Genomic DNA, 18,040 nt, shown 5'->3' on the forward strand with positions numbered 1-18,040 from the left:
TCAGCCCGTCGCCGTCGCGGCCTTCATCCGCTCGTTGTCGCGCTGGACGGTCCGGGTCGCCAGGAACAGGCCGACCGCCGTGATCAGCATCGAGATCGGGACGATGACCGACAGCGCCTGGCGCAGCCCGATCGCGCCAGCCTCGGCCTGCCCCGTGCCGGCGGCCATCGCCGTCGCCGCGAACGAGTCGGAGAGCGCCCCCGCGATCACCGGGCCGATGGCGCCGCCCAGCAGGTAGAACGCGGCGAAGAAGACCGCGGTCGCGGTGGAGCGCAGGCGCGGTGGGACGACGTCGGCGACGGCCGGGTACGCCGAGGTGTAGTAGAGATACTGCAGCAGCCAGCCGACACCGAACAGCAACACGAAGGTCCCGGTCGCCTCGGGCCCGAGGGTGAGCGCGAACCAGGTGAGCGGCACCGAGAGCAGCGTCGCCACGGCGCCGACCAGGACCCGCGCCCCGGACGACCGCCGGGCGGCACGGTCGGAGATCCATCCGCCGGCGAGCAGCCCGACCAGCCCGGTGATGCCGACGACGACGCCGGTCAGCGCGGCCGCACCGGTCAGCGACGCGCCGAAGTAGCGCTGGAACAGCGGCACGGTGAACGTGTTGACCGAGTACGCGGCGAGGTTGGCGCCGATCCCCGCGATGATTAGCCACCACATCGTCGGGACGGCCAGGATCCTCCGGAACGGACGGTCGACCTTCTCGTGCCCCGTGGCTGCCGGGGTCGCCTCGGACGCGCCACGCCGGGGCTCGCGAACGAGGAAGAAGCCGATCGCGATGAGGATTCCCGGCACCGCGGCGAGGACGAACGGTGCCCGCCACGACCCGAACGCCTCGGTGATCGCGCCGACCGAGAAGTAGGCCAGGATCAGTCCGACCGGCAGGCCGAGCTGGAACAGCCCGATGGCGTGGGCCCGCTTCTCGGCCGGGTAGAGGTCCGCGATCGTCGAGTTGGCGGCGGGGGCGTAGCTCGCCTCGCCGACGCCCACGCCGATCCGTAGCAGGAGCAGCGAGGTGTAGTTCCAGGCGGCGCCGCTCGCCGCCGTCAGCGCGCTCCACGCGACCAGGCCCCAGCCCATGATCTTCGCCCGGGAGCGGTGGTCGGCGAGCCGGCCGAGCGGCAGCCCGCACAGGGCGTAGACGACGGTGAACGCCGCCGCGAGGATGCCGATGTCCAGATCGGACAGTGCGAACTCGACCTTGATCGGCTCGGCCACGATCGCCGGGATGGCGCGGTCGTAGAAGTTGAAGGTGTTGGCCGCGAACAGCAGCAGCAGGAAGCGTCCGGCATTGGGGGCCTGCTGTCCCCGGTCGGCGGGCAGGAAGTCCTCACGTCGCTGTCCGGTCGTCATCGACCCCTCCGGTGCCGGTCGGCCGCGTCGTTGCGGTCCGGGCACAGCCTGCCGGATCCGGACCGATCCGTCACCGGTGCCGTTGCGGGCTCTCCGTCCGGGGCGGACGGCCTGACCGGTCAGCTCGTCGTGAGCGCCCCGCCCGCCGCCCGCCAGCCGATCAGTCCGCGGGTCATGTTGACCGCGTCGAACCCGTTCTCTCGCAACAGGTTCGCCGCTCCGGCGGAGCGGAGCCCGCCGGTGCAGAACGTGATGAGGAGACGGTCGTCCAGGAGCTCGACACAGCGTTCGGGCAGGACCTCGAGGGGCATGTGCACGGCGTCCGGGATGTGCTGCCGCTTCCACTCGAAGGCTCGCCGGACGTCGACGACGAGCGCGCCGTCCGCGACGAGCCGGACCGCGTCGGCCGCATCGACGGCCGGTGCCCGGCGCAGGTGGTGGCGCAGGTTCACGGTGTCCGTGCCTCCCGTCGCACGTTGACCATCGTGAGCGGGCCGCTCAGGACGGGGAGTATCGCGCCGATCCGGGTCCACGGTGTCAGTCCGCGTCCGAGCAGGGCGGTGACGGCCACGGCGAGGTAGAGCGCACCGTGGGCCGGGCCGACGACGCTCGCGACGGTCGCGTCGTGCAGGGTCGCGAGGTTCACCAGCAGTGCGAGCACGCTGACGAGCTCGAGTGCGGACAGCGCGGCCAGGGTGCGCAGCAGCCCGGTCACGTGCTGTCCGATCCGGGCCGCACGATCATGAGGACGACGACGACCGCCCACAGCAGGTTGAACACGCCGGACGTCATGGCGAGCCGCCGCAGCCGGGTGCCGTCGTCGGGGCGGTCGAGCGCCTCGCGCTGGTCCGGCGCGATCCGCAGTGCGAGCAGCCCGCCGGCGAGGGCGGTCAGCACCATCGCGACGACGACCCACACCTCCGTCGTCCGGCCCTGGACGGCGGCCAGCACGAGGCCGACGACCGGGACCCCGATCGCCAGCACGCCGTAGACGCGGGTGATGCGGTGCAGCAGGCGGGCGACGTCGGGGCTCCGCGCCGGCCGCTGCGACGGTCACCGTTGCGTACCGGGGGAACAGGCTGGTCGTCACGGCGACCGGGCCGACGAAGAGGATGCCCGCCACGACGTGGACGGACAGCAGGAAGGCTTCCATGAGTTTCAGCCTAGCTGAAAGTACGCCCGGGGACGGCGTGCCCGGGGTTCGCGATGATGGGGTGGTGTGCGGTGGGCACCCGCCCCGTCGCACGCATCGGGAGGAACGGTCATGGTGGTCACCCGCGCCGACGGCGCCGACCTGCACATCGGACTCGTCGTGCACCCGTCGAAGGCGGTGGACGACTCGGTGCGCACCGTCCTGGCGTGGGCGGCGGGGCACGACGCGGACGTCGTCGTCCGGCCGCGGGACGCGGCCCGGCTCGGGACCGACGTCACCGTGCTCGACGAGCCCGGGTTCCTCGACCGCGTCGACGCGGTCGTCAGCCTCGGGGGAGACGGGACGATGCTCGGCGCGATGCGCCTGGTCGCGGCCCGCCCGGTCCCGGTGATCGGGGTCAACCACGGCAACGTCGGCTTCCTCGTCGAGGTCGAGCCGTCGGGGCTGCCCGCGGCGCTCGACCGGCTCGGTGCGGGGGACTACGTCGTCGAGCCGCACAGCTGCATCGACGCCGACCACGACGAGGTGTCCGGGTCGGCGTTCAACGACCTGGTGCTGTGCCGGAACTCGCCCGGGTCGTCGGTCGTCGCCGACCTGGTCGTCGACGGTGCGCACTACGGCTACTACCGGTGCGACGCCCTCGTGCTCAGCACCCCGACCGGCTCGACCGCCTACAACTACGCCGCCGGCGGGCCGGTCGTGTCGCCCGGCGCCGACGTCCTGACGATCACCCCGGTCGCCCCGATGTCGGGCGTGAGCCGGTCGATCGTCCTCCCGGCCGGGGACACCGTCGCCCTGCACCTCGATCCGTCGAGCCGCAGCGCGGAGCTGCAGCTCGACGGCACCCGGTGGGGCGACCTCGGTCCCGACGCGACCCTGACAGCGCGCCTGCGCGCCGACGCCGCCCAGGTCGTCCGGCTCGACCCGGACGCCCACGCCCGGCGCAGCCGGATCAAGCTCAGCCTGCTCGACCTGCCGCTGCGCCCGGAGCAGATCGTCGAGCTGCTGCCTGCGGACCTGCAGTCCGATCCCGTCCGGCTGCGGGAGGTGCTCGAACGGGGCCGGGAGCGGCCGCGGAGCTGATCCGGGTCCCTCGCCCGATCGCGTGATCGCAGCCACGCCGGGCTTGAGCCGGCCGCGACGGCACGGTGTCCGCTGTCGGCGACGGGCGCCGCTCCCGGCGCCGCACCGACCCGGAGGGACGGCCCGATGACCCCGCTCACCGACGCGAACTACGCGCGTGCGGAACAGATGCTCGCCCCGCACCGCGCTCGTCGCGTCCGCGGTGCCGCGGTGACCCCGCACTGGCTGTCCGGCGGGGCCCGGTTCCGCTACCAGGTCGGTCCGCGCCACGTCGTCGTCGACCCGGCGGCGGGAACGCGGCGGGACCTCGTCGACCACGACCGGCTCGCCGCGGCGCTGTCGGAGGCGTCCGGGCATGCCGTCGACGGCGCGTCGCTGGTGCTCGGTGACCTCGACGTCGACGGTGACCGGGTGCTGTTCAGCGCGTTCGATGCCCGGTGGTCATGGTCGGGGGAGACAGGAGACTGCGTGCGTGTCGACGGGGAGGCCGATGGTGGCCGACCGGCGGGGCCGGGGGAGCATTCGTCGCCGGACGGGGCGTGGGTCGCGTTCCTCCGTGACGGCGACGTCCGGGTCCGATCACGGGACGGGAAGGAGGAGTTCGCCCTGACCGACGACGCCGAGCCCGATCACGGCTACGGCGGCGTGCTCGACTTCTTCGGCCACCGGACGTTGATGCGCTCGTTCGGCCTGGACCCCGCACCGGTCCTGGCCTGGTCGCCGGACTCCACCCGGATCCTGGTCCACCGCCTCGACCAGCGGCACGTGGCAGAGCAGGTGCTCGTCGAGTCCGCGCCGCCGGACGGCGGCCGTCCGCGGGAGCACCGCTACCGCACCGCGATCCCGGGGGACGAGGCGCAGCCGACGATGTCGTGGAACGTCCTGGACGTCGCCACCGGCAGCGTGGTGCGTCAGCGGGACGAGCCGTACGTCGTCACCCACCCGTCGGCGATGCAGGTGTACCGCTGGTGGTCCGGGCCGGCGGGGGAGTGGGTGCACGTGCTGCACCACTCCCGCGACGGGCGCTCGCTGGAGCTGCGCCGGATGGACCCGGCCACCGGTGAGAGCACCACGCTGGTGAGCGAGACCGGCCGTACCCGGCTCGACCCGATGCCGCAGTACACCTTCGGCGAGCTGCCGATGGTGCGCGTGCTCGAGGGCGGCGAGATCCTCTGGTGGTCCCAGCGCGACGGCTGGGGGCACCTGTACCTGTACCCCGCCGACGGCGCGGACCCCGTGCAGCTGACCTCCGGGCCGTGGCTGGTCACGAGGATCCTCGGGGTCGACGAGGAGCGCCGTCGGGTGTTCTTCCTGGCCGGTGGGCTGGTCGGCGACGACCCGTACGTCCGCCAGATCTGCCGTGTGGACCTCGACGGCACCGGCGTCACCCGGCTCACCGACGACGAGCTCGACCACGACGCCGTCTGCCCGCCCGGGGGCGGCTACGTCGTCGACCGGGCGTCGACCCCGGCCGTCCCGCCGCGCTCGCGGGTGCTGGACGCCGACGGGCGGGTGCTCGTCGAGCTCGAGTCCCCGGACGCCGACGAGCTGCGGATGCTGGGCTGGACCCCGCCGGAGCGCTTCCGCGCCACCGCCGCCGACGGGACGACGCCGGTGTACGGACTGCTGTGGCGGCCGCACCGCTTCGAACCCGGCCGTCGCTACCCGGTCGTCGACCACGTCTACCCGGGGCCGCAGGTCAGCCGGACGTCGTCGGGCTTCGACAACGACGCCACGGGGGACCCGGAGGCGCTGGCGGCGCTCGGGTTCGTCGTCGTCGCGATCGACGGGCGTGGCACCCCGGGCCGGAGCAAGGCCTTCCACGACCACTCCTACGGAGCGCTCGGCGACGCCGGTGCGCTCGCCGACCACGTGGCCGCGATCCGCGAGCTCGGGCTGCGGCACCCCTGGATCGACACCGGGCGCGTCGGGATCACCGGCCACTCCGGCGGCGGCTTCGCCACCGCCCGCGCGCTGCTGGCCCATCCCGGGTTCTACTCCGTGGGCGTCGCGCTGGCAGGGAACCACGACAACGGCGTCTACCAGCCGTTCTGGGCCGAGCAGTACCACGGCGACGTCGGCGAGGAGAGCCTGCGCGCGATCTCCAACCCGGCGCTCGCGGCGAACCTGCAAGGGAAGCTGCTGCTGATCCACGGGGAGCTCGACGACAACGTGCACCCCACCCAGACGCTGCGGCTGGTCGACGCGCTCGTCGCGGCCGACAAGGACGTCGACATGCTGATCGTCCCCGGCGGGGAGCACTCGCTGCACCAGCGCCGGCACCACGTCGTGCGGCGGACCTGGGACCACCTCGTCCGGCACCTGCACGGGACCGAGCCGCCGCGGTACCGGGTCGCGCCCCTCCCGCTCGAGGGCTGACGGGTGCCTCGGCGCCACTAGGGTCCCGGCATGACCGGACAGGGCAGTGGCGGGTGGCAGACGTTCGGAGAGCGGACGGTCTACGACGACCGATGGGTCCGGCTGGGCCTGGTCGACGTCCGGGCGCCGAACGGGGAGCGGTGGGAGTACCACGTCGTCCATCTGGCGCGGATCGCCGTGGCGCTGCTGGTCGACGACGCCGACCGGGTCCTGATGCTGCGGCGCTACCGGTTCATCCCCGGTCAGTGGGGGTACGAGTTGCTGGGCGGCCTCGTCGAGGACGGGGAGGAGCCCGCGGCGACCGCGGCGCGCGAGGCGGCCGAGGAGTCGGGATGGGCGCCGGTCGGCGAGCCGACGAGGTTGGTCGGCTTCGAGCCGTTGCCGGGCAACGTGACCGCGCCGACGGCGGTGTACCTGTGGCGGGAGTTCGAGCGGATCGGCGAGCCGACCGACGCCGAGGAGGTGGGGACCGTCGAGTGGGTCCCGCTGTCGCGGATGACCGATCTCGCCGCCCGTGGCGAGCTGCTCGGAGCCGGGACCCTGGTCGCGGTGCTCCACCACCTGGCATCGCGGCCGTGCGGCGGGCCGGGCTCGAACCGGCAACCTGACGGGTTATGAGTCCGCTGCTCTGACCAGTTGAGCTACCGCCGCTGCGGCGCGCAGATTACCCGAGGCGACCACCCCTCACGACGAGCGGCGGGAACAATGACCCCCATGGAGCTGCGTCACCTCGCGGCCTTCGTCGCCGTGGCCGAGGAACTCCACTTCGGACGCGCGGCGGAGCGCCTGCACGTGGCCCAGTCCCCGCTGAGCCGGCGGATCCGGACGCTGGAGGACGAGCTCGGCGCGCAGCTGTTCGAGCGCAGCACCCGCAGCGTCGCGCTGACCGCGCAGGGCGACGCGCTGCTGGAGCACGCCCGCCGCCTGCTCGACGAGGCGGCGCTGGCCGAGCGGGCGGTGCGCGCGGCCGGGCACGGCGAGGTCGGCAGGGTCAGCATCGGGTTCGCCGGTGCCAGCAGCTACGACGTGCTGCCCCTGCTGACCCGGGCCGTCACCTCGGAGCTGGCGGGGATCGAACTGGTGCTGCGCGGGCAGACGTACTCGGGGCAGGCGCTCAACGACGTCGCCGACGGGCGGCTCGACATCGGGTTCGCGGCGGTCCCGGTGCGGACCGGGCTGGACGCGCGGGTCGTCCGCCTGGAGCGCATCGTCGTCGCGCTGCCGGACCGGCACCGGCTGGCCGGGCAGGAGTCGGTCGCGCTGGCCGAGCTGGCGTCGGAGCCGTTCGTGTCGTTCCCCGCCGCCGGCGGGTCGGCGGTCCGCGACGCCGCGCACCGGGCGTGCTTCGACGCAGGGTTCACGCCGCGCATCGCCCAGGAGGCGCCGGACTCGTACACGATGCTGACCCTGGTTGGGGCCGAGGTGGGTGTGGCGCTGATGGTCTCGTCGGCGCAGCGCATCCACACCGGGCACGTGGTCTTCCGGCCCCTGAGCGACGAGCCGCCCGCGCTGCCGATCGCACTGGCGTGGCGGGCGGACAACCCGTCGCGGGCGCTGCGGGCCGTGCTCGACGTCGCCGAGCGGGTGCTGCCGACGGCACAGTCCTAACTGTTGCCAAAGCAGTCTCAATGCCGGACTGAATTGGTCTTTTACCAGGCATAATCCTCGCTGACACAGTCGTCGCAGACCCCCGCACGCCGACAAGGAAGTCTGCGATGACCGACTCCGTACCCCGCACCGAGACGACGACGGCGATGCCGAGGGAGGCCCGGAAGGCCGGCGTCACCGCCTTCATCGGGACGACCGTCGAGTGGTTCGACTTCTACATCTACGGCACCGCGTCCGCGCTGGTGTTCGGGCAGCTGTTCTTCCCCGACATGAACCCGGTGCTCGGCACGCTCGCCGCGTTCGGGACGTTCTGGGTCGGGTTCCTCGCCCGCCCGATCGGCGGGATCGTGTTCGGGCACATCGGCGACCGCGTCGGCCGCAAGACGGCGCTCGTCACGACGCTGTCGATGATGGCGGTCGCGACGGCGGGCGTCGGCCTGCTGCCGACCTACGCGCAGATCGGCGTCCTGGCCCCGGTGCTGCTGATCGTGCTGCGCATGGTGCAGGGCGTCGCCATGGGCGGTGAGTGGGGCGGCGCGGTCCTGATCGCGACCGAGTACGCGCCCCGCCACAAGCGCATCCTCTACGGCGCGTTCGCCCAGCAGGGCTCGCCGGTGGGCAACCTCCTCGCCACCCTGGCCTTCCTCGGCATCTCCCAGCTCGACGAGGAGGCGTTCGCCTCCTGGGGCTGGCGGGTGCCCTTCATCGCGTCGCTGCTCCTGCTGATGGTGGGCCTGTTCATCCGGCTGCGGATGGCCGAGACGCCCGAGATGACCGCGCTGCTGGAGTCGCGGCGCACCGCGAAGCTGCCGATCGCGGAGGTCCTGCGCAAGCACCGCCTGCTGGTCGCGATCGGGGTCGGCGCCGGTGCCGCGGGCGTGGCGATCACCTACGTGAAGACGACGTTCGCGCTGTCCTGGGCCACGACCGAGATCGGGTTCGACCGGACCACGTTCCTGACCGTGATCACCGTGGCGCTCGTCGTCCAGGTGATCGTGCAGCCGTTCGGGGCGGTGCTCGCCAGCCGGATCGACCTGCGGCGCGCCGTGCTCTGGATGCTGCTCCCCGAGATCGTGCTGCTGCCCCTGATGTTCGTGCTCGTGCAGACGGGTTCGCTCGGCCTGGCGATGCTCGGGATGGCGCTGGCGACGGTGCCGCACGCGATGTTCTACGCCGCGCTGGCCGGGATCCTCTCCGAGGTCTTCCCGGTCGACGTCCGCTACACCGCCACCTCGCTGGCCTACCAGCTCTGCACCACGGTGTTCGCCGGCACCGCGCCACTGGTCTCGCAGACCCTGCTGGTCGCCACCGGCAGCATCTGGTCGGTCGTCGTGCTCGGCCTGGGCTACGTCGTCGTCTCGATCGTCTGCACCGCCGCCCTGATCCGGCGCAGCACCTGGGCGGACCGATGACCGCCCCGCACCCGACCCCACTCCGGGAGGAACTCTCCGTGAACGTCGCCGACCGGGACCCGGCACTGCGCCCGATGCTGGACCGCGTGCTGGCCCCCGCCGACCGGGACCGTGCCGGCCCGCTGCTCGACGCCATGGGCGCCGCGGCCGGGGGAGAGGTGGACCGGCTCGCCCGGACAGCCGACCGCCACCCGCCCCGGCACGTCCCGTTCGCGCCGTCCGGGGAAAGGATCGACGAGATCGAGTTCCACCCCGCCTACGACGGCCTCGCCGAGGTCGCGTTCCACCGGTTCGGCCTGGCCGCGATGTCGCACCGCCCGGGCGTCAACGGGTGGCCCGGCCGCACCCCGCACGTCGTCAAGTACGCGCTGTCGTACCTGTTCGTGCAGTCCGAGTTCGGCATCGCGTGCCCGCTGTCGATGACCGACTCCGCGGCCCGCATCCTGCGCCTGTTCGACGCCGGCCGGTTCGCCGCCGAGATCGACGCCCTCAGCTCCACCGACCCGGCCACCGCCGCCACCGGCGCGATGTTCATGACCGAGATCGACGGCGGCACCGATGTCGGGCGGACCGCCACCGAGGCGACCGACCACGGCGACCACTGGACGCTGACCGGGCGGAAGTGGTTCTGCTCCAACGTCACCGCGGACGTCGTGCTCACCCTGGCCCGGGTACCGGGACAGGGCGAGGGGACCCGCGGGCTCGGGATGTTCCTGGTGCCGCGGACACGCCCCGACGGCAGCCGCAACGCGGTCCGCGTCGACCGGCTCAAGGACAAGCTGGGGACGCGGTCGATGGCCAGCGGCGAGGTGACGCTGGAGGGGGCCTGGGCGCAACCGGTCGGCGAGCTGTCCCGCGGGTTCCTGCAGATGGCCGAGATGGTCAACGTCTCGCGCCTGTCCAACGCCATGCGCTCGGCGGCGCTGATGCGGCGGGCCGTGCGGGAGGCCGTGGACCACACCCGGGAGCGGGTCGTGTCCGGGACGGCGCTGTTCGACAAGCCGCTGATGCGGGCCACGCTGCTGCCGCTGCTGCTGGACGCCGAGGCGTCGCTGGCCCTGGTGCTGGAGTGCGCCGACCGGCTCGACGCCGCCGACGCCGTCACGTTCGGCGAGGTCACCCGCGACGCAGCCGATCCCGCGGCCCGGTCGCTGATCCGGATCCTCACGCCGCTCGCCAAGTACACGGTCTGCAAGCGGGCCCGGTTCGTGACCGGCGAGACGATGGAGATCCGTGGCGGCAACGGCTACATCGAGGACTTCGTCGATCCCCGGCTCCTGCGCGACGCCCATCTCGGGTCCATCTGGGAGGGCTCGTCGAACGTCATCGCGCTGGACATCCTGCGCTGCCTGCGCAAGGAGGGCACCCACCGGCTCCTCGCGACGACCTACCGGGCCCGCCTCGACGCCGTGCGTCACCCGCTCACCGACGGCGCGGCGCGGCGGCTGGGGGAGCGCTGGTCCCGGCTCGCCGCGGACGCGGACCGGCTCCTCGGGAGCCCGGCCGGCGAGCAGGAGATCGGCATCGCCCGCTGGGCCGGCGACGTCGCAGAGACCCTGATGGCGACGCTGCTGCTGGAGCAGGCCGAGCACCGGCTCCACGCCGACGGTGACCACCGGTCGTTGCTCGTCGCCGAGACGGTGCTGCACCGGCTCGACGACCCGGGCGCCACCCCTGTCGCCGCGCTCGACCACCTCGGCGTCATCGCCGACGGCGGTCCGCTGCCGGAGCCCGTGCGGATCCCCGGCGTCTCCGCGGAGGAGGGGACCGGCGCACCGCGCACCGCGCGCCCGCTCGACGGGATCCGGGTCGTCGACCTGTCGAAGATCCTCGCCGGGCCCTACGTCGGCATGACCCTCGCCGACCTGGGCGCCGACGTCGTGAAGGTCGAGCACCCCGACGGCGGCGACCCGACCCGGCAGTGGGGCCCGCCGTTCCAGGGCTCCGACGCCACCTACTACCTGGCGGCGAACCGGAACAAGCGGTCGGTGACCGTCGACCTGAAGTCCGACGAGGGCCGCGCGACGGTCGAGGCGATGCTGCGCGACGCCGACGTCGTCGTCGAGAACTTCCGGCCCGGCAGCAGCCTGCAGCGGCTGTTCGACCACCGTGAGCTGTCCGAGCGGCACCCGCACTTGGTCGTCCTGCACATCTCGGCGTTCGGCGACGACGGACCGATGCGCGACGAGCCCGGCTACGACATGGTCGCCCAGGCCACCGCCGGGCTCATGTCGCTCACCGGGGAGCCCGACGGGCCGCCGCTGAAGGCCGGCTACGCGATGGGCGACCTCGGCGCCGCCCTGTTCGGCGCGATCGGGGTGCTGTCGGCGCTGGTCGAGCGGTCACGCACCGGGCTCGGGCAGTATCTGACGACGTCGCTGTACGAGACCCAGCTGGCGCTGCACATCAACTGGGCGACCGGCTACTTCGCGACCGGCGAGACGCCGCGGCGGCTCGGCTCCGGACACCCCAACCTGGTGCCGTACCAGGCGTTCCCGGCCGCGGACGGCTACGTCGTGATCGCCGTCGGCAACGACACGCTGTGGACACGGCTGTGCTCGGCGCTGGAGCGGCCCGAGCTCGCCGAGGACCCGCGGTTCCGCACCAACGCCGACCGGGTCACCCACCGGGCCGACCTGGTCGCGCTGATCGAGAAGGCGCTCGCCCCGCGCACCGTCGCGCAGTGGTGCGAGCTGCTGCGGGCCGACGGTGTCCCGGCCGCCCCGATCCGCGACCTCCACGAGGTCTACACCAGCCCGCACACCGAGGCGCTCGGGATCGTCTCGACCGTGGAACACCCGACCGCCGGCCCGATCCGCCAGGTCGGGTTCCCCGTCAACTACCACGGCACGCGCCCCGCCGTGCGGACCGCGCCGCCCCTGCTCGGACAGCACACCGACGACGTGCTCGACGCCCTGCACGTCACCCCCCCCGGAGGACCCCGTGACCACCGCGACCCGCTCCCTGGACCTGCTCGACCTCGACGCCCTGCTCGGCGAGGAGGAGCGCGCGATCCGCGACACCGTCCGCCGGTTCTGCGACGAGCGGCTCCGGCCGCACGTGGCCGGCTGGTTCGAGACCGGCGAGCTGCCGGTGCGCGAGCTCGCGGTCGAGCTGGGCGAGCTGGGGGTGCTCGGCATGCACCTGGAGGGCCACGGCTGCGCCGGGACCTCGGCCACCGCCTACGGCGCCGCGTGCCACGAGCTGGAGGCCGTCGACTCCGGCATCCGCAGCCTGGTCTCGGTGCAGGGCTCGCTGGCGATGTACGCGATCCACGCGTTCGGGTCCGAGGAGCACCGGCAGGAGTGGCTGCCGGCGATGGCGGCCGGCCGGGCGATCGGCTGCTTCGGCCTCACCGAGCCGGACTTCGGGTCCGACCCGTCGGGGATGCGCACCCGGGCCCGCCGCGACGGCAACGGCCCGGACGCCGACTGGGTCCTCGACGGCACCAAGATGTGGATCACCAACGGCTCGGTCGCCGACGTCGCGGTCGTCTGGGCGCGGACCGACGACGGCATCCGCGGGTTCGTCGTCCCGGCGGGCACGCCCGGATTCACCGCCCGCGCCGTCCCCGGCAAGCTCTCGCTGCGGGCCTCGGTGACCTCGGAACTGGTGCTCGACGGGGTCCGGCTCCCGGCCACAGCCGTGCTCCCCGGGGTCACCGGCCTGCGCGGTCCGTTGAGCTGCCTGTCGGAGGCGCGGTTCGGGATCGTGTTCGGTGCGCCCGGAGCCGCCCGGGACTGCCTGGAGTCCGCGATCGGCTACGCGCTCGCGCGCCCGGTGTTCGACCGGCCGCTCGCCGGGTTCCAGCTCACCCAGGCGAAGCTCGCCGACATGGCCGTCGAGCTGGACAAGGCGATGCTGCTGGCTCTGCACCTGGGCAGGCTCAAGGACGCGGGCACGATCACGCCGGAGCAGATCAGCATCGGCAAGCTGAACAACGTCCGGGAGTCGCTGGAGATCGCCCGGACGAGCCGCACGATCCTGGGCGCGAACGGGATCACGCTCGAGTACCCGGTGCTGCGGCACGCGGCGAACCTCGAGTCGGTGCTGACCTACGAGGGCACCTCGGAGGTCCACCAGCTCACCGTCGGCAAGGCGCTCACCGGGATCGGCGCCTTCCGCTGAGGTGGGAGCGCGGCCCGTCCGTCAGGACGGGATCCGGGACCGCCCACGACGAGGACCTCGCCGCGGGGGTGCCGGACCGTCACGTCACTTCTTTTTCTTCTTGTCCTTCTTCTTCTTGCCCATGGGGGGATCACCTCCGTTCACCGGCCGTCACCCTGCCGTTCAGACCGGAGAACGTAGCGCCGACCGAATTCGACGGTCAAGGATCCACAGCCGACTTGACCAGGTGAAACGCGATCCGGACAGGTCAAGGTCGAAGCGGACGCAACCGTGGTCCCGAATGGTGCGTCCGAACGGGTGGCCGGGATCGGGCACCTGCGACGGGACCCCGGACGGCCGGGCCGCCCCGTACCGTTCCGGTGCCACTTGTCGCCGAACCAGGAGGCACCGACCCGATGGCCGACCGCACGTCCGACACGGTCCCGGACCCGGCCGACGAGATCGACGTCGACGGGCACCGGATCCGCTGGTCGGTGTCCGGCGACGGCCCGCCGGTCGTGTTCTGCCACGGGACGCCCTGGTCGTCGCGGCTGTGGGCGCCGATCGCGGCCGTACTGGCCACCGAGTTCCGGGTGTACCTCTGGGACATGCCGGGCTACGGCGCGTCGTCGATGGCGGAGGGATCGGACGTGTCGCTGGCGGCCCAGGGGCGGGTGCTGGCGGCGCTGCTGGAGCGCTGGGGCCTGGACCGTCCGCACGTGGTCGCGCACGACTACGGGGGCGCGGTGTCGCTGCGCGCCCACCTGCTGCACGGCGCGGCGTACGCGTCGCTGACGCTCGTCGACGTCGTCGCGCTCGCCCCGTGGGGATCGCCGTTCTTCCGGCTGGTCCGGGACCACGTGGCGGCGTTCGCCGGTCTCCCCGCCCCGTTGCACGAGGCGCTGGTGCGCGCCTACGTCCGTGGGGCCGCCCACCGCGAGCTGCGCGCCGACGACGAGGACATGCTGGTGGGACCCTGGCTCCCGGCAGCGGGGCAGACCGCGTTCTACCGGCAGATCGCCCAGGCCGACGAGCGGTTCACCGACGAGATCGAGCCCCGCTACGGCGAGCTCGACCTGCCGGTCCGGATCGTCTGGGGCACCGAGGACACCTGGATCCCGGTGGACCGGGCGCACCGGCTGGCCGCCGCGATCCCGGGGTCGTCACTGCACCTGGTCCCCGGGGCCGGGCACCTGATCCAGCTCGACGCCCCGGAGGCGCTGACCGCCCACGTGCTCGCCGCCGTGCGGTCCGCGTCCTGATCCCGCACGGGCGCGCCGCTCCCGCGGGGTGATGCCGTACGCGGCCTTGAACCTGCGGCTGAAGTGGGCGGGGTCCCGGAAGCCCCAGCCGTGGGCGATCGCGCCGATCGTCCGGTGCGACGAGCCGGGGCCGGCGAGCTCCTGGTGCGCCCCGTCGAGCCGCCGCGTGATGACGAGCTGCTCCAGGCTGATGCCGGCCCGGGAGCAGACCTCGTAGAGGTGGCGGACCGAGATGTTGAGCGCGGCCGCGACCAGCTCGGGGCCCAGGTCGGGGCGCCGGAGGTTCTGGCGCACGACCTCGCGGACCTGCGTCGCCAGGGTCTCGTGCACGGCGTCGCGGTGCGCGGCCGGACCGTCCGCGGCCGACGAGAGCAGGGCCCGGACGAGGTCGATGCTCGCGCCGCCGACCGCGGCGGCCTCCGGACGGTCGGCGAGGTGCCCGGCCTGCTGGAACAGGTCGACGACGTGCCGTGCCACCAGGTCGGACAGCGGGCTCCGGCCGAGCCGTGGCGCCGCCGCGCGGATGACGTCGGCGGGGAGCTCCAGCGCGTCCCGCGGGATCTGCAGCGCCCGCGACGCGCCCCGGGCGCTCCAGGAGAACGCGAACGGGGCCGAGAGGTCCACCAGCATCAACCCGCCCGCCGGTACGTCGTGGCGGTGGCCGAACTGCTCGTGCCGGGCGCTGCTGCGTTCCTGGACGGCGAGTGCGACGACCGGCCCGCCGTCCCGCCGTGCCTGCCGCTCGTCGCGGGACATCGCGAGCCCGGACGACTCGTTGCGGAACAGGCCCAGCCTGCCGAGCCGCCACAGCTCCATGCGCGCGTGCAGGCGCTCGTGCGGGGCGAGCGTGACGGTCGCGCCGCTGGCCTCGGCCAGCCGGCTCGCGACGGTCCCGGCGCGGTCCTGCTCGGGCACGGTGCGCGAGTCGAGCAGCAGCATCTCCGGGGACTCGCCGCCGCACCCGCCGGTGCTACACGGGCGCCGCCCGGATCGCGCGCCCAGGGACAAGGACCCCGCAGACAGGAGCTGTCCGGTCCGTGCCCTGTTCCTACCTTCGTTCCGGTCGCAGTGCCACCGGACCGACCGGAAGGACACCTCGTATGACGTACGCCGCACCCGACACGATCGTCCTGATCCACGGCTTCTGGGTGACGCCCCGGTCGTGGGAGAACTGGATCGCCCACTACGAGAGCCGGGGCTACCGGGTGATCGCCCCCGCCTACCCGGGCTTCGAGGCGGAGGTGGAGTCGCTCAACGCCGACCCCTCCCCGGTCGAGGAGGTCACGATCCCGGCGATCGTGGACCGGCTGGCGGAGGTCGTCCGCGGCCTGTCGGCGCCCCCGATCCTGATCGGCCACTCCGCGGGGGGCGCGTTCACCCAGATCCTGCTGGGCCACGGTTTCGGCGCCGCGGGGGTCGCGCTGAACTCGGCGCCGACCGAGGGTGTGCCGGTGGTCCCGCTGTCCCAGGTGAAGGCCACCTTCCCGGTGCTGAAGAACCCCGGGAACCGGCACCGGGCGGTGCGCTACGACTTCGAGCAGTGGAACTACGCGTTCACGAACACCTTCCCCGAGGACGAGGCCCGCGCGCTCTACGAGCGCTACGCGGTCCCGGTGTCGGGCCGCACCCTGTTCGAGACAGCGCTGGCCAACCTCACCCCCGGCCACCAGGGCACCTGGGTCGACTACCGCAACGAGGACCGGGCGCCGCTGCTGTTCGTCGGTGGGAGCGAGGACAAGATCATGCCGCCGAAGGTGCAGTGGTCCAACGCCGCCCACTACCGGGGCACGTCCACGGTCACCGAGGTCGTCGAGTTCGGCGGCAGACCGCACCTGCTGCCCGCGGCGCCGGGCTGGGAGGAGATCGCCGACCTCGTCCTCGCCTGGGCGGTCCGGCACGCCGTGGTGCCGGTGCGCAGCTGACGGTCCGGCGGACGCAGCCCGTTCGTGCTGTGGACATCGCAGACGCCGACCGGATAGTGTGACCGGGATAACAGGCTCGATCTTCGGACGGGTCGGCGCGGCTCCCGCGTCCGGGCTCAAACCACGACGCCCTGAACGTTCCCCGGGTCACGCACGGTCTGCGTACCCCCTGTTCGGGCGGTGTCACATGAACGGTTCCGACGCAGCACGGCACTCGTCCGGATGCGCTGCGCCCACTGCGCCGGCGGCGGTCCCGGAGGGGGCACGGGTGGCCGTCGAACGGCTGCGACCCGGCACGACCGTCGTGCGGCTGTCCGGGGAGATCGACCTCGCGACCGCGGACGCGGTCGCGCGGACGCTCCTCGACGTCGTCGCCGCCTCGCACGGACACCGGATCCTCGTCGAGCTCGACGAGGTCCGCTTCCTCGGCGCCTGCGGACTGGAGGTCCTCCGCGCGGCCGCGGAACGGGCCGCCTGCCTGGACGCAGAGCTGCGGGTGGTCCTCGACGACGCCGCACCCGCGGCGCGGACGCTGCGTCTGGCACCCGATCTCGTGTTCCCCGCGGTGCGCCCGCCGGGACTCCCGACGGCCCCGGAAGGCGGACGACCGTGACGCACGACGACGCGCCGGCGAAGGACGACGGAGGAGCGCTGGACCGGGTGGTCGCCGACCAGCTCGCACCCTTCGTCGCCTGGCTGGCCACCCGGTCGCTGGACGAGACGGCCCGGCGCCGGATCCGGATCGTCGTCGAGGGCTTCCTGCTCTGGAGCCGGACCGATCCCGGCCCGGTCGGCGGACGCCGCCGCCGCTACGAGGAACACCTGCGCGGCCGGCGGCCTGCCGACCTGCCGACGGTCCGCGAGGGGCTGGACCGGTGGGCCGAGCACCGGGTGCTCGTCGCCCGGACACTGCCGATCGACGGTCGCTGAACCGCGGGTCACCGCCGCGGGTGCACCGCGCTCTCGGTGATCCGGCGGGCGACGTCGTGCAGCTTGCTGTTGGTGTGCTGCGAGTAGCGGGTGAGCAGGCTGAACGCCTGGTCGGCGTCGAGCTGGTAGGTCTGCATCAGCACGCCCTTGGCCTGCCCGATGAGGTCGCGGGTGGCGAGGGCGCGTTCCAGGTTCGCGATGTCGGTGGCGCCGTAGAGCGCGACGGCGGCGTGCGAGGCGAACACGCCCGCGATCTCCCGGCTCTCCTCGTCGAACCCGCGGGGCGTCACGCTGTAGAGGTTGAGCGCCGCGCGGGTGCCGTCGTGCGGCGCCGTCCGGTAGGAGATCAGGCTGCGCACCCCGCGTTCCGCGGCGGCGGTGGCGAACCGCGGCCAGCGTCGCTCGTCGCGGAAGTCGTCGACGACGACCCGTGCGGCGGTGCCCGGCGCGACCGCCTCGACGCAGGGCCCCTCGCCGAGGGTCACCTGGAGCTGGTCGAGCTGGGTGATGTCGGGGTGGCTGGGTGCGCGGGACGACAGACCGTCGTGGTCGTGCACCGTCAGGCCGGCGTAGTCGGCGCCGGGGATGGTGGCGACCGCCGCGGCGGTCAGGTGCTCGAGCAGCACCCGGCTGCGCGGTCCGCACTGCCGGGAGACACCGCTGGTCAGCTGCGTGGCGATCCGGTCGAGGACCGCCTGTAGCGGTTCGTGGCTGCCGGGGGGCTGGTGGGTGTCCACGCACAGGGACTATCCGCCCACGGCAGCGTTTGTCCAAGGAGCGACCCGCCCGGTGACGTGAGCGGTGCCGGCACCCCCGGTCCGGGTGGGA

General features: G+C 73.4%; 16 protein-coding genes, 1 tRNA gene and 1 pseudogene. 11 read left to right on the plus strand and 7 right to left on the minus strand.

The window, feature by feature from the left end:
* The 4 genes from Ae150APs1_RS26000 to Ae150APs1_RS33985 form a co-directional block, all read right to left on the minus strand.
* On the minus strand, positions 1–1,356 hold the full coding sequence (locus Ae150APs1_RS26000; RefSeq protein ID WP_075300876.1) for an MFS transporter: 1,356 nt from the start codon (positions 1,354–1,356) through the stop codon (positions 1–3).
* A gap of 119 nt (positions 1,357–1,475) precedes the next feature.
* A complete protein-coding gene (locus tag Ae150APs1_RS26005; protein WP_075300877.1) occupies positions 1,476–1,808 on the minus strand; it encodes a rhodanese-like domain-containing protein in 333 nt (110 codons plus the stop codon).
* Positions 1,805–2,071, minus strand: a complete 267-nt coding sequence (locus Ae150APs1_RS26010) for a hypothetical protein (protein WP_075300879.1) — start codon at positions 2,069–2,071, stop codon at positions 1,805–1,807. The genes Ae150APs1_RS26005 and Ae150APs1_RS26010 overlap by 4 nt, the downstream gene beginning before the upstream one ends.
* The gene (locus tag Ae150APs1_RS33985; protein ID WP_249266484.1) at positions 2,068–2,340 is read right to left on the minus strand and encodes a hypothetical protein; all 273 of its coding nucleotides are present in this window, start codon (positions 2,338–2,340) and stop codon (positions 2,068–2,070) included. Before Ae150APs1_RS33985 ends, Ae150APs1_RS26010 begins: the two co-directional genes overlap by 4 nt.
* A gap of 280 nt (positions 2,341–2,620) precedes the next feature.
* Between Ae150APs1_RS33985 and Ae150APs1_RS26020 the strand changes: the two genes are divergently transcribed.
* The 3 genes from Ae150APs1_RS26020 to Ae150APs1_RS26030 all read left to right on the plus strand — a co-directional run bounded on the left by Ae150APs1_RS26020 (position 2,621) and on the right by Ae150APs1_RS26030 (position 6,589).
* Positions 2,621–3,592, plus strand: a complete 972-nt coding sequence (locus Ae150APs1_RS26020) for an NAD(+)/NADH kinase (protein ID WP_010239481.1) — start codon at positions 2,621–2,623, stop codon at positions 3,590–3,592.
* Between the two features lie 126 nt (positions 3,593–3,718).
* On the plus strand, positions 3,719–5,971 hold the full coding sequence (locus tag Ae150APs1_RS26025) for a DPP IV N-terminal domain-containing protein (RefSeq protein WP_075300881.1): 2,253 nt from the start codon (positions 3,719–3,721) through the stop codon (positions 5,969–5,971).
* A gap of 30 nt (positions 5,972–6,001) precedes the next feature.
* Positions 6,002–6,589, plus strand: coding sequence for an NUDIX domain-containing protein (locus Ae150APs1_RS26030; protein WP_075302613.1), 588 nt, complete (start codon positions 6,002–6,004; stop codon positions 6,587–6,589).
* Here the strand turns inward: Ae150APs1_RS26030 and Ae150APs1_RS26035 are convergent.
* Positions 6,548–6,622: transfer RNA gene (locus Ae150APs1_RS26035), tRNA-Ile, on the minus strand. The genes Ae150APs1_RS26030 and Ae150APs1_RS26035 overlap by 42 nt on opposite strands.
* Positions 6,623–6,685: 63 nt before the next feature.
* On the opposite strand from Ae150APs1_RS26035, the gene Ae150APs1_RS26040 reads away from it, so the two are divergent.
* The 5 genes and pseudogenes from Ae150APs1_RS26040 (at position 6,686) to Ae150APs1_RS26075 (ending at position 14,360) form a co-directional block, all read left to right on the plus strand.
* The gene (locus Ae150APs1_RS26040; protein ID WP_075300883.1) at positions 6,686–7,579 is read left to right on the plus strand and encodes a LysR substrate-binding domain-containing protein; all 894 of its coding nucleotides are present in this window, start codon (positions 6,686–6,688) and stop codon (positions 7,577–7,579) included.
* 107 nt (positions 7,580–7,686) lie between these two features.
* Complete coding sequence (locus tag Ae150APs1_RS26045; protein ID WP_075300885.1) at positions 7,687–8,991, plus strand: MFS transporter; 1,305 nt, start codon at positions 7,687–7,689, stop codon at positions 8,989–8,991.
* Between the two features lie 908 nt (positions 8,992–9,899).
* Positions 9,900–11,828, plus strand: a pseudogene (locus Ae150APs1_RS33990) (CoA transferase); the annotation flags it as partial.
* 106 nt (positions 11,829–11,934) lie between these two features.
* The gene (locus tag Ae150APs1_RS26070) at positions 11,935–13,119 is read left to right on the plus strand and encodes an acyl-CoA dehydrogenase family protein (RefSeq protein ID WP_075300890.1); all 1,185 of its coding nucleotides are present in this window, start codon (positions 11,935–11,937) and stop codon (positions 13,117–13,119) included.
* Positions 13,120–13,514: 395 nt separating this feature from the next.
* A complete protein-coding gene (locus Ae150APs1_RS26075; protein ID WP_170918136.1) occupies positions 13,515–14,360 on the plus strand; it encodes an alpha/beta hydrolase in 846 nt (281 codons plus the stop codon).
* Here the strand turns inward: Ae150APs1_RS26075 and Ae150APs1_RS26080 are convergent.
* Positions 14,262–15,299, minus strand: a complete 1,038-nt coding sequence (locus tag Ae150APs1_RS26080) for a helix-turn-helix domain-containing protein (protein WP_075300892.1) — start codon at positions 15,297–15,299, stop codon at positions 14,262–14,264. The genes Ae150APs1_RS26075 and Ae150APs1_RS26080 overlap by 99 nt on opposite strands.
* A gap of 161 nt (positions 15,300–15,460) precedes the next feature.
* Here Ae150APs1_RS26080 and Ae150APs1_RS26085 point away from each other — a divergent pair, with 161 nt between their 5' ends.
* The 3 genes from Ae150APs1_RS26085 to Ae150APs1_RS26095 all read left to right on the plus strand — a co-directional run bounded on the left by Ae150APs1_RS26085 (position 15,461) and on the right by Ae150APs1_RS26095 (position 17,212).
* Complete coding sequence (locus tag Ae150APs1_RS26085) at positions 15,461–16,282, plus strand: alpha/beta hydrolase (RefSeq protein ID WP_075300893.1); 822 nt, start codon at positions 15,461–15,463, stop codon at positions 16,280–16,282.
* A 268-nt stretch (positions 16,283–16,550) separates the two neighbouring features.
* Positions 16,551–16,895, plus strand: coding sequence for an STAS domain-containing protein (locus tag Ae150APs1_RS26090; RefSeq protein ID WP_010224722.1), 345 nt, complete (start codon positions 16,551–16,553; stop codon positions 16,893–16,895).
* On the plus strand, positions 16,892–17,212 hold the full coding sequence (locus tag Ae150APs1_RS26095) for a hypothetical protein (RefSeq protein ID WP_010224721.1): 321 nt from the start codon (positions 16,892–16,894) through the stop codon (positions 17,210–17,212). Before Ae150APs1_RS26090 ends, Ae150APs1_RS26095 begins: the two co-directional genes overlap by 4 nt.
* A gap of 8 nt (positions 17,213–17,220) precedes the next feature.
* Here Ae150APs1_RS26095 and Ae150APs1_RS26100 read toward each other — a convergent pair whose 3' ends face one another.
* Positions 17,221–17,949, minus strand: coding sequence for a GAF and ANTAR domain-containing protein (locus Ae150APs1_RS26100; RefSeq protein WP_010224720.1), 729 nt, complete (start codon positions 17,947–17,949; stop codon positions 17,221–17,223).
* Positions 17,950–18,040 lie beyond the last annotated feature (91 nt).

Origin of the sequence: Pseudonocardia sp. Ae150A_Ps1 (genome assembly GCF_001932315.1) — a bacterium.
Classification (GTDB): domain Bacteria; phylum Actinomycetota; class Actinomycetes; order Mycobacteriales; family Pseudonocardiaceae; genus Pseudonocardia.